The following is a 10,955-nucleotide window of genomic DNA, read 5'->3' as shown; positions in this document are numbered from 1 at the left end:
ATGTTGCGCGGGTCATGCACAATGCACTGGGTAGGCTGGTAGGCGAACTGAGGAGGAAGGAGCGCAACCATGGCACGGATCAGCGAGTCTCGTGACCTCTTCAAGTGCAATTTCTGCGGCAAGACCCAGAAACAGGTCAAGAGGCTCATCGCCGGCCCCGGCGTGTACATCTGCGACGAGTGCATCGGGCTGTGCAACGAGATGATCGAGGAGGAGTTCCCCGAGACCTCGTCCTCCGTGCTCACCGAGGAGCTGCCGAAGCCGCGCGAGATCCGCGACTTCCTCGACACCTACGTGATCGGCCAGGACAGCGCGAAGAAGGCGCTGTCGGTGGCGGTCTACAACCACTACAAGCGCATCCAGGCCGAGCACAAGGGCCCTCGCCGCAGCGAAGCGGAGGACGTCGAGGTCTCCAAGTCCAACATCCTGCTGATCGGTCCCACCGGCTGCGGCAAGACGTACCTCGCCCAGACCCTGGCCCGCATGCTGAACGTGCCGTTCGCCATGTGCGACGCGACCGCGCTGACGGAGGCCGGCTACGTCGGCGAGGACGTCGAGAACATCCTCCTGAAGCTGATCCAGGCCGCGGACTTCGACATCAAGCGCGCCGAGACGGGCATCATCTACATCGACGAGATCGACAAGGTGGCCCGCAAGTCGGAGAACCCCTCCATCACCCGCGACGTGTCGGGCGAGGGCGTGCAGCAGGCGCTGCTCAAGATCATCGAGGGCACGGTCGCCTCCGTGCCCCCGCAGGGCGGCCGCAAGCACCCGCACCAGGAGTTCCTGGAGATCGACACCACCAAGGTGCTGTTCATCGTCGGGGGCGCGTTCTCGGGCCTCGAGGAGATCATCAGCAACCGCCTGGGCAAGCGTCCGCTGGGCTTCAACAGCAACGTCGAGCCGAAGCACGAGCTCGACGACCCGTTCGCGCAGGTCCGCCCCGACGACCTCCACAAGTTCGGGCTCATCCCCGAGTTCATCGGTCGCCTGCCCATGATCACCACCGTCGCCCCGCTCGACCGCGACGCGCTGGTGCGCATCCTCCGCGAGCCGCGCAACGCGCTCATCAAGCAGTACCAGAAGCTTCTGGACCTCGACGGGGTCGAGCTGGAGTTCACCGAGGACGCCATCGGCGCCATCGCCGACCGCGCCCTCGCGCGCAACACCGGTGCCCGCGGCCTGCGCTCCATCCTCGAGGAACTGCTGCTCGACGTCATGTTCGACGTGCCCTCCGACGAGGAGGTCGCCGTCGTCCGGATCACCGCCGAGGCGGTCAACGGGGAGTCCTCCCCGCAGCTGATCACCCGCGGCGAGATCGAGGCCCACCGGGGTCTCTCGGCCTAGCCCTGACGGGCCCTCCGCCGGAATTCCGGCCCCGCCCCGGCGGGCTATGATTCTGACTCATGAGCCATGGGTATCGACGCTATCCCCACGTCCACGGCAGCCAGGTGGTGTTCGTCGCCGACGACGACCTCTGGCTCGGTGAAACCGCTGGTGGGGTCGCGGCCCGGCTGACCCGCGGCGAGGACACCCCTCGGAGCCCGCGGTTCTCCCCGGACGGGCAGCAGATCGCCTACGTGGCCACCACCAACGGCGGCTTCGACCTCTACATCGCCGACGTGGCGGGCGGCTCCCGCCGCGTCACCTGGCTGAGCGCCGGCCGCATGCTCGTCGCCCGTTGGATCGACGACCGCAACATCATGATCGCCTCGTCGCACGAGGCCATCTCGCGCGGACTGTCGTGGCTCTACGCCGTCTCGCTCGACGGGCAGGTCCGGCGCCTGGACTACGGGCTCGCGATGGACGCCGCCCAGGGCAGGCGCGGCGTCGTCGTCGCCAGCCCGAACTTCCGCGACCCCGCGGGCTGGAAGCGTTACCGCGGCGGCATGGCGATCCGGTTGTGGTTCTCCGCCGACGGCGCCACCGACTGGAAGCGCATCCTGCCGAACCAGGCGGCGAGCCTGGCGGGGCCGTCCTGGTACGGCGACCGCATCATCTTCACCTCGGACCTCGGCGAGTCGCCGAGGTCGCAGGCGCAGCTGTGGTCCGTCACCGCGACGGGCCGCGACCTCCGCCAGCACACCGAGCACACCTTCGAGCAGGGCTACGTGCGCGACGCCACCACCGACGGCCGCAGCATCATCTACCACTCCCGCGGCGAACTGTTCCACATGACGTCGCTCGAGGGCCGGCCCGAACGGCTCGACCTCCGCACCCGCGTCGGCCGCCCGCAGCCCGTGCCCGCGGCCCCCACCGAGCGGCTCGAGGCCATCGTCCCCGACCACGGGGGCGACGGGTCGCTGCTGGACTGGCGCGGCGCCGCCTATTTCCTCACCCACCGCGCCGGCCCAGCCCGCGCGCTGGCCGACACCCCCGGCGTGCGCATCAGGGAGCCGCGTCTGCTCGGCAAGACGGGCAAGGCCATCTGGGCCTCCGACGCCGAGGGCGAGGACTGCCTGGAGATCAAGGCCGTGGACGGCGACGGCAGCGCCCGCCGCCTCGCGCAGGGACGGCTCGGGCGCGTCGTCGCCCTCGAACCCAACCGGGCGGGCACGAAGGTGGCGGTCGGCAGCCACGACGGCACGATCTTCCTGCTCGACGTGGCGCGAGGTTCCCTGAAGCGCATCGGCCGCTCTCCGGTGGGGGAGCCCACCGGGTTCACGTTCTCGCCCGACGGCCGCTACCTGGTGTGGCGCGAGGCCATCGCCAACGAGGGCGAGCACGGCCGCCTCGTGGGCTACGACCTCACCGCCGACAAGGCCTTCACCCTGACCCGCGGCCAGTTCAACGATTTCGCGCCGGTGTTCACCTCCGACGGCAAGCACCTCGCGTTCCTCTCCAGCCGCACCATCGACCCCTCCTACGACGAGCTCACCTTCGACCTGTCCTTCACCGACACCGTGCGGCCCTGGCTCGCGCCGCTGTCGCCGGAGGAGACGGCGCCCTTCGGAGTCAGCGCCGACGGTTGGCAGATCAGCGAGACCGAGGACGACGACAAGTCCGACGAGAAGAGCGAGGAGAGCGCTGACAAGGGCGGCAAGCCGGACGAGGGCGGCGAGGAGATCGTCTTCGACACGGCCGGGTTCGAGGACCGCATGGTCGTGTTCCCCGTGCCGTCGGGCCAGTACCGCGACCTGCTCGCCGTCAAGGACGGGGTGGTGTGGACGCGTTCGACCTCCGGCAGCGCGGTCCTGGGCGACGGGCGCGCCGGGGCAGAGGACGCCAAGGACATCGTCGAGCACTACTCGTTCAAGCAGCGGAAGGCGACGGTCGTCGTCGAGGGCGCCGACTCCGTGGCGGTGTCCGGGGATGGCGAGCGGCTCGTCGTCCGCTCCGGCGACGAGGTGTGGGTGCAGCCCGCCGACTCCAAGCCCGAGGACGAGGAACGCGTGCACGTCGACCTCTCGCGGCTGCGGCGCGACATCGACCCGCAGGCCGAGTGGCGGCAGATGTTCGACGAGAACGCCCGCCTCATGGCCAGCCACTTCTGGCGCGAGGACATGGACGGCGTCGACTGGCAGAAAGTCGTGGCGAAGTACCGCGGTCTCGTCGACCGGATCGCCACGCACGACGACCTCGTGGACCTGATGTGGGAGACCGTCGGCGAACTCAACACCTCCCACGCCTACGTGCTGCCCGCCACCCACACCGATGCCCCCATGGTGGGCTGGCTCGGCGCCGAGTTCCACCGCAACGCCAAGCGCGAACTGGTCATCGACCGCATCCTGCCCGGCGAGTCCTCGGACCCGCACGCACGGTCGCCGCTGAGGGCCGCCGGCATCGGGGCGCAGCCGGGCGACATCATCGTCGCCATCGACGGCCGCCCCACCTCCGAGGCCCCGCACGTGGGCGCGCTGCTCGTCGGGTCGGCGGAGAAGGTCGTCGAGCTCACCCTCGTCCGCGGGCGCATGAAGCGGCGGGTCGCCGTCGTGCCGGTCGCCTCCGAGGTGCCGCTGCGCTACCACGAGTGGGTCCGCGACAACGTGCGCTACGTCGAGCGGGCCTCCGAGGGGCGGCTCGGCTACGTGCACGTCCCGGACATGGTGGCCTCCGGCTGGGCGGAGTTCCACCGACTCATCGGGGAGGCGTCGAAGAAGGACGGCGTCGTCGTCGACGTGCGCTACAACGGCGGCGGCCACACGTCGGAGCTGGTGATCGAGCGGCTGATGCGCAAGGTCATCGCGTTCACCGGCGCCCGGCACCACGACGGCGCCTCCACCTACCCGGCGCAGGGCATGCGCGGGCCGGTGGTGTTCGTGACCAACGCGTTCGCCGGCTCCGACGGCGACATCGTCACCCAGGCGGCGCAGGAGCTCGGGCTCGGACCGGTCATCGGTGAGCGCTCGTGGGGCGGCGTCGTCGGGATCGACGGCCGCTTCCACTTGGTCGACGGCACCGAGGTCACCCAGCCGCGCTACTGGATCCAGTTCGAGAAGTCGGGGATGGGTGCCGAGAACCACGGCGTCGACCCGGACATCGTCGTGGAGATGACGCCCTCCGACTGGGACGCGGAGCGCGACCCCCAGCTCGACGCGGCCATCGGCGAGGCGCTGAAGCGGCTCGAGAAGACGCCCGCCAAGCAGCCCAAGCCACTCGGGCGGCCGCGTTTCATCTAGGCGCGGTCAGCGCGGACGGGAGACCGTCGGATCGCCCGCGAGGTGGAACCGAAGGTGCAGCTCGGGCGGCTCCGTCGCCTCCGGCCGGAGCCCGACGCGGGGGCTGACGACGATCTCGCCGACGGGTTCGGTCCGGTCGGCGACGTACAGCCCAGCGCCTTCGCAGAGGTCCAGCCCGTCGTCGAGCCAGGTGAGCCCCAGAGCGACGGTGAGGCGCCCGGGCCCCTGGGCGAGGTCGGAGTCGCGACGGGTCACCCCGGCCGCCGAACGGCGGGCCCTGGCGATCTCGACACCCTGAACGATCTCCCCGGCGCGGATGAGGCAGCCGTTGGCGTGGTCCACCGTCGAGGCGACGATGTTGCAGCACGAGTGCAGCCCCATGTGCCGGTACACGTACAGGTGGCCGGCCTCGCCGAACATGGTCGCGTTGCGCTTGGTGCGACCCCGGAAGGCGTGCGAGCCGGGATCCGTCGGCCCCTCGTACGCCTCCACCTCGGTGATGCGCAGCACGACCTCGCCCGCGACGAGGTGGCAGCCGAGCAGCCTCGGCGCGAGCTCGCGCGCCGGGCGCTCGAAGAAGGTGCGGGGGAGCGGCTCCACGCGCCCCTACTGCTCCTGGGGTGCCAGTTCGACGTCCACCCGGAGCGGCGCGTCCTGGTGCGTCCACTCGATCTCGCCGACGATGCGGCCGACCGCCCGCAGGTCCTCCTCGATGGCCTTCAGGTTCTCGACGACGGCCGCCGGGCCGGCGAACACCGCGCGGGTGATCTCCGTGCGCATGGACACCTTGGCATTGGACTTGGCGCCGCGGATCGCGACGAGGGCGCCCTCCACCGCGTCGAGCAGTGCTGACTCCGCCTCGGGGAGCTCCTCGACGGTGGGCCACGCGGCCCGGTGGATCGACCCGTCGCGGAACCAGTTCCACGTCTCCTCGGTCACGTACGGCAGGAACGGCGCGAGGAGCCGGAGCTGCACGTCGAGCGCCAGTTGGAGCGCGGCCTTCGCGGAGTCCGCCTCGGGGCCCTCGGAGTAGGCGCGCTCCTTGACGATCTCCAGGTAGTCGTCGCAGAACCGCCAGAAGAACGACTCAGCCGCCTCCAGCGCGCTGGTGTAGTCGAAGTCCTCGAACCCGCGGGTGGCCTGCGCGACGACGCCGCGCAGCGTGCCGAGCATCGCGAGGTCGAGCGGGTTGGTGACCTGGGCCAGCGTGAAGTCGCCCTCCGCGCGGCCGAGCGCGAACTTGCTCGCGTTCAGAACCTTCATGGCCAGGCGGCGGCCGACCTTCATCTGCGACTCGTCGAACGGCGAGTCCAGGCCCGGGCGGGCCATGGCGGCGCGCCAGCGGACGGCGTCGGAGCCGAACTTCTCGAGGATGTCGGTGGGCACCACGACGTTGCCCTTCGACTTCGACATCTTCTTCCGGTCGGGGTCGACCACGAAGCCGGAGATCGTCGCGCGCTTCCACGGCAGCGTGCCGTTCTCGAAGTGCGCGCGGACGACGCGGGAGAAGAGCCACGTACGGATGATGTCGTGCGCCTGCGGCGCGATGTCCATCGGGAACGTGAGGTTGAACAGTTCCTCGTCGCGCTCCCAGCCGGTGGCCAGGTGCGGGGTGAGCGACGACGTCGCCCACGTGTCCATGACGTCGGGGTCGGCCATGAAGCCGCCGGCCTGCCCGCGCTGCGACTCGTCGTATCCCTGCGGCGCCTGCGACATCGGGTCGACGGGCAGCGCCTCCTCGGGAGCGAGGATGGGGTGCTCGTAGTCGGGCTCGCCGTCGGCGTCGAGCGGGTACCAGACCGGGAAGGGGACGCCGAAGAACCGCTGGCGGGAGATGAGCCAGTCGCCGTTCAGGCCGCCCACCCAGTTGTCGTAGCGGTGCTTCATGTGCTCGGGCGTCCACTTGAGCTCCGCGCCGCGCTCGAGGAGCGTCTGCTTGAGCTCCTCGGAGCGTCCGCCGTTGGTGATGTACCACTGGCGGGTGGCGATGATCTCGAGCGGCTTGTCGCCCTTCTCGTAGAAGTTCGCCATGCGGGTGGTGTGCTTCGGCTCGCCGTCGAGGTCGCCGGAGGCGCGCAGCATCGCGACCGTGGCCTCGCGGGCCGAGAACGCCGTCTTGCCGGCGAGTTCGGCGTAGGGCTCGGCGTTGGTGAGCCACTCGGGGGTCTCGGTGGCGAAACGTCCGTCGCGGCCGATGACGGTGCGGGTGGGGAGGTTGAGCTCGCGCCACCAGGTGACGTCGGTGAGGTCGCCGAAGGTGCAGCACATGGCGATGCCGGCACCCTTGTCGGGCTCGGCGTCGGGATGGGGGAGCACGGGGATCTCCACACCGAAGACGGGGGAGGTGACGTTGGTGCCGAACAGGTCCTTGTAACGGTCGTCGTCCGGGTGGGCGATGAGCGCGCAGACGCTGACGAGCAGCTCCGGACGGGTGGTCTCGATGTAGACCGGCTCCCCGTCGGGCTTGTGGAACGCCACGCGGTGGTACGCACCCGGGTAGTCGCGGGCCTCGAGCTCGGCCTGGGCCACCGCCGTCTGGAAGGAGACGTCCCACAGCGTGGGCGCGTAGGAGAGGTAGGCCTCGCCGCGGGCGAGGTTGCGCAGGAACGCCTTCTGGGCGATGGCCTGCGACTCGGGCGAGATCGTCGCGTAGAGCAGGTTCCAGTCGACGGAGAGGCCGAGGCGGCGCCAGAGCTCCTCGAACACCTGCTCGTCAATGGCGGTCAGTTCCTCGCAGAGTTCGATGAACCTACGGCGGCTGATCGGCACCTGGCGCTTCGGGTCGGGCTTCGCCGGCGGGGTGAAGTCCTCCTCGTACGGCAGCGACGGGTCGCAGCGCACGCCGTAGTAGTTCTGGACGCGGCGCTCGGTGGGCAGGCCGTTGTCGTCCCAGCCCATCGGGTAGAACACCTCCTTGCCGGTCATCCGCTGGTAGCGGGCGACGACGTCGGTGTGGGTGTAGCTGAAGACGTGACCGACGTGCAGCGAACCCGAGACGGTGGGCGGCGGGGTGTCGATGGAGAACACCTGGTCGCGCGACGACGGGCGACGGAAGGCGTAGGTGCCCTCGTCCCGCCATACCTTGCCCCACTTCTCCTCGAGGCCTTCGAGGGTCGGCTTGTCGGGGATGCGGGAGAGCTGTTCGGTCATGCGGGCGATCTTAGTGGCTCGCGCGCGGAGACCCCATATCGTCGACGGGTCCGGAACGCGAAGGACCCGCGCCCAGTTGAGCGCGGGTCCTCGTCGAGCTTCGGCCGATCAGGGCATCGGCTCGTGCGTGCGGGCGTCCTCGCCGTTGAAGGCGGCGTTCACGGCGGCCATGAACGAGTCGGCGGTGTTCTGGATGAACACCTCGTTGGTGGTCTGGTCGGCGAAGATGAGGCGCTGGTCGTTCACGACGAACGTCGGGGTCGATCCCACCTCGCGGTCGAAGAACTCCTGGTTGGCGGCGGTCGCGAAGTCCTTGAACGCGCGGGTGTTGTAGAGCTCCTGGAAGCGGGTCAGGTCCTCGCCCTCGATGCCGGCCAGCTGTGCGAACTCCTCACGGAGCTGCTTCTCGGTGAAGGAGTTGGCCTGGTTGTCGTAGATCGTCTGGTGGTACTCGCGGAACTTGCCCACCTCGTCGGCGGCGGCGGCAGCCATGGCGGCGCGGGCCGACGAGTCGCCGTTGGAGTTCTGGTCGAGGAAGTACGTGGTGCGGTACTCGACGGTGATCTGGCCGGAGTCCGCGAGCTCGTTGATGACGGGGCCGTACATCTCATTGCGGGACTGGCACGCCGGGCAGCGGTAGTCCTCGTAGATGATGACGTGCGGGGTGTCCTCGGTGGGCTCCGTGCCGTTGAGGAGGATGCCGTGCTCGGCGGTCGCGTTCGGGGGAGTGAGCTGCTCCTCCGCCACCTGCACGTCGCTGCGCAGCAGCGGGGGAATGGCGACGATTGCGATGATCGCGACGATGGCCAGAGCGACGATGCCGACGCCGATGCCGATGATGCGGTTGGTGCGCTTCTGCTTCTCTTCCAGCAACTGCTGCTGGCGCATCGCCGCGCGGCGGCTGAGGTTCTGCTGGTTGGCCATCTGGTGGGTCCTCCGGGAAAGTACTTGAAATCTGCCCTATCGGGATTGGCAACGCCGGAACGCGCCGGAAAGTTCCCGCTGGCAGCGACGCCAAGCTTATCGAGACGCAACCGTTATCCGAAAGCGGCGTCTACGTCGCGCGCGCAACTGGCACTAGGCTCATGGACATCATGGACGAAACCCACTACACCGCGCTGGCCCGCGAGTTGACCTCGCGTTGGCCCGAGCACCGCGTCGCTCCCAGCCTCGGCCGCATCTCGGCGCTCATGGAGCTGCTCGGGGAGCCGCAGCGCGCCATGCCCGTGATCCAGGTGGCCGGCACCAACGGCAAGGGCTCCACCGCCATCATGATCGACGCGCTGCTGCGTGCCGCGGGCCTGCGGGTGGGGCGGTTCTCGTCGCCGCACCTGTCCGACGTGCGCGAGCGCATCGTCATCGACGGGGCGCCGATCAGCCAGGAGGATTTCGTCCAGGTCTGGCAGGACATCGCGCCCTACGTCGCGATGGTCGACGAGCAGCGCCACGACGGTGTCGCCATGACGTTCTTCGAGGTCATCACCGGCATGGCGTACGCCGCGTTCGCCGACGCGCCGGTCGACGTGGCCGTCATGGAGGTGGGGCTCGGCGGACGCTGGGACGCGACGAGCGTCGCTGACGCGCAGGTGGCCGTGGTGGCCCCCGTCGGCATGGACCACACGCACATCCTCGGCGACACCCTCGCCCAGATCGCCGGCGAGAAGGCCGGCATCATCAAGGCCCACTCCACCGCGGTGCTCGCGGGCCAGGACCCGGCCGCGGCGGCGGTGCTGCTGCAGCGCGCCGTCGACGTCGGCGCCCGCGTCAAGGCCGAGGGTCCGGACTTCGGTCTTCTCGACCGTCAGCTGGCCGTCGGCGGGCAGGTCATCCGGGTGGAGGCGGAGGGCGGCCCCGTCGGCGACGTGTTCCTGCCGCTCCACGGTGAGCACATGGCGCGCAACGCGGCCCTCGCGGTGGCGGCGGTCGAGGCCTTCCTCGGCGGCAAGCCGCTCAACCCGGAGATCATCGTCGAGGGCCTCGACTCGGTGGAGGCGCCCGCGCGCCTCGAGCGGGTCCGCACCTCGCCGGCCATCGTCATCGACACCGCGCACAACCCGCCCGCGGCCCTCGCCACCGTGGCCGCGTTCTCGGAAGCGTTCGCCTTCCAGCCGACGGTGGGCATCGTCGCGATGATGCAGGACAAGGACTCGTCCGAGGTGCTGCGCATCCTCTCCCAGGTGATGGACATCGTCATCGTGACGAAGGTGCGCAGTTCGCCGCGCGCCCGCGACGTGGACGAGCTCGCCGCCGAGGCGCAGGAGTTCTTCCCCGACGGGGCCGTGCACCGCGCGCCCACCATGGCCGAGGCGATCGACCTCGCGGTCATGCTGGCCGACACGACCTCCGAGCACTCCGGCATCCTGATCGCCGGTTCGGTCATCGCCGCCGGCGAGGCCCGCGACCTGCTCGGCACGGAGGACGACCATGAGGCTTGAGCCGCGCAACCCCATGGCGCCGGCGCTGCTGTCGGTGCTCATCTTCGAGGCCATCATCTGCTGGCTCGCATTCCCCGGCATGCTGCAGATCGCCGACGCGCCCCTCGGGCCCGCCGTCGGGGCCACCGTCGTGGTCAGCCTGCTGTGCATCGCCGCGGCCGCGGGGCTGCGGAAGTCGTGGGGCTACCCCCTCGCCTGGGTGGCGCAGGCCGGGGTGATCCTCCTCGGCTTCCTCACGCCGTGGATGTTCGCCATGGGTATCATCTTCGCAATCATCTGGACGATCTCGTTCGTGCTTGGCAAGCGCATCGAGGACAGGAAGAGGGAAACTCCGTGAGCAAGACGTTCGTGATCATCAAGCCCGACGCCGTGGCCGCCGGCCTCGTCGGCGACATCCTCGGTCGCTACGAGCGGGCCGGCCTGCGCATCGAGGCGCTGCAGCTGCGCCAGATCGACGGCAGCTTCGCCGACCACCACTACGTCGAGCACATCGAGAAGGACTTCTACCCTCCGCTGCGCAAGTTCATGATCTCCGGCCCGCTCGTCGCGGCCATCCTGAGCGGCGACCAGGCGATCGAGAAGGTGCGCGAGATCAACGGCGCCACCGACCCTGCCCAGGCCGATCCGGGCACCATCCGTGCCGACCACGCGACGTCCGTGCGCGAGAACTGCGTGCACGGATCGGACAGCGAGAAGACGGCGGAGCGGGAAATCGCGCTCTGGTTCCCGGAGCTCACGGGGTAGGATTTTC

Annotated in this window: 8 protein-coding genes; 5 read left to right on the top strand and 3 right to left on the bottom strand. The window is 69.8% G+C overall.

Annotation, left to right across the window (positions count from 1 at the left end; genetic code table 11):
- Window positions 1–69 precede the first annotated feature (69 nt).
- Window positions 70–1,347 (top strand): ATP-dependent Clp protease ATP-binding subunit ClpX, encoded by a 1,278-nt coding sequence (gene clpX, locus BLR46_RS05580; RefSeq protein WP_093249796.1) that lies wholly within the window; start codon window positions 70–72, stop codon window positions 1,345–1,347.
- 59 nt (window positions 1,348–1,406) lie between these two features.
- Complete coding sequence (locus BLR46_RS05575) at window positions 1,407–4,619, top strand: S41 family peptidase (protein WP_093249793.1); 3,213 nt, start codon at window positions 1,407–1,409, stop codon at window positions 4,617–4,619.
- A gap of 6 nt (window positions 4,620–4,625) precedes the next feature.
- Here BLR46_RS05575 and BLR46_RS05570 read toward each other — a convergent pair whose 3' ends face one another.
- The 3 genes from BLR46_RS05570 to BLR46_RS05560 all read right to left on the bottom strand — a co-directional run bounded on the left by BLR46_RS05570 (window position 4,626) and on the right by BLR46_RS05560 (window position 8,693).
- Window positions 4,626–5,219, bottom strand: a complete 594-nt coding sequence (locus tag BLR46_RS05570; RefSeq protein ID WP_093249790.1) for a DNA-3-methyladenine glycosylase — start codon at window positions 5,217–5,219, stop codon at window positions 4,626–4,628.
- Window positions 5,220–5,225: 6 nt separating this feature from the next.
- The gene (gene valS / locus BLR46_RS05565) at window positions 5,226–7,769 is read right to left on the bottom strand and encodes a valine--tRNA ligase (RefSeq protein ID WP_093249788.1); all 2,544 of its coding nucleotides are present in this window, start codon (window positions 7,767–7,769) and stop codon (window positions 5,226–5,228) included.
- 108 nt (window positions 7,770–7,877) lie between these two features.
- A complete protein-coding gene (locus BLR46_RS05560; RefSeq protein ID WP_093249785.1) occupies window positions 7,878–8,693 on the bottom strand; it encodes a DsbA family protein in 816 nt (271 codons plus the stop codon).
- A gap of 170 nt (window positions 8,694–8,863) precedes the next feature.
- Between BLR46_RS05560 and BLR46_RS05555 the strand changes: the two genes are divergently transcribed.
- Genes BLR46_RS05555 through ndk form a run of 3 tightly spaced genes read left to right on the top strand, consistent with a single transcriptional unit; the run spans window position 8,864 to window position 10,948 of the window.
- Window positions 8,864–10,204: a bifunctional folylpolyglutamate synthase/dihydrofolate synthase gene (locus BLR46_RS05555; RefSeq protein ID WP_093250727.1), complete on the top strand. Its 1,341-nt coding sequence runs from the start codon at window positions 8,864–8,866 to the stop codon at window positions 10,202–10,204.
- Window positions 10,194–10,541: a DUF4233 domain-containing protein gene (locus BLR46_RS05550; RefSeq protein WP_093249783.1), complete on the top strand. Its 348-nt coding sequence runs from the start codon at window positions 10,194–10,196 to the stop codon at window positions 10,539–10,541. Before BLR46_RS05555 ends, BLR46_RS05550 begins: the two co-directional genes overlap by 11 nt.
- Complete coding sequence (gene ndk, locus BLR46_RS05545; RefSeq protein WP_093249781.1) at window positions 10,538–10,948, top strand: nucleoside-diphosphate kinase; 411 nt, start codon at window positions 10,538–10,540, stop codon at window positions 10,946–10,948. Before BLR46_RS05550 ends, ndk begins: the two co-directional genes overlap by 4 nt.
- The last annotated feature ends 7 nt before the right edge of the window (window positions 10,949–10,955 follow it).

Source organism: Tessaracoccus oleiagri, assembly GCF_900103275.1.
GTDB classification, from domain to species: Bacteria; Actinomycetota; Actinomycetes; order Propionibacteriales; family Propionibacteriaceae; genus Arachnia; species Arachnia oleiagri.
Note: the sequence above shows the minus strand (reverse complement) of the source record. Positions and strands in the feature narration are given on the sequence as shown.

Excerpts from the sequence above, each read along its gene's own strand:
- clpX (WP_093249796.1), top strand. The coding sequence starts at position 70 with ATGGCACGGATCAGCGAGTCTCGTGACCTCTTCAAGTGCAATTTCTGC.
- BLR46_RS05575 (WP_093249793.1), top strand. The coding sequence starts at position 1,407 with ATGAGCCATGGGTATCGACGCTATCCCCACGTCCACGGCAGCCAGGTG.
- valS (WP_093249788.1), bottom strand. The coding sequence starts at position 7,769 with ATGACCGAACAGCTCTCCCGCATCCCCGACAAGCCGACCCTCGAAGGC.
- BLR46_RS05560 (WP_093249785.1), bottom strand. The coding sequence starts at position 8,693 with ATGGCCAACCAGCAGAACCTCAGCCGCCGCGCGGCGATGCGCCAGCAG.
- BLR46_RS05555 (WP_093250727.1), top strand. The coding sequence starts at position 8,864 with ATGGACGAAACCCACTACACCGCGCTGGCCCGCGAGTTGACCTCGCGT.
- BLR46_RS05550 (WP_093249783.1), top strand. The coding sequence starts at position 10,194 with ATGAGGCTTGAGCCGCGCAACCCCATGGCGCCGGCGCTGCTGTCGGTG.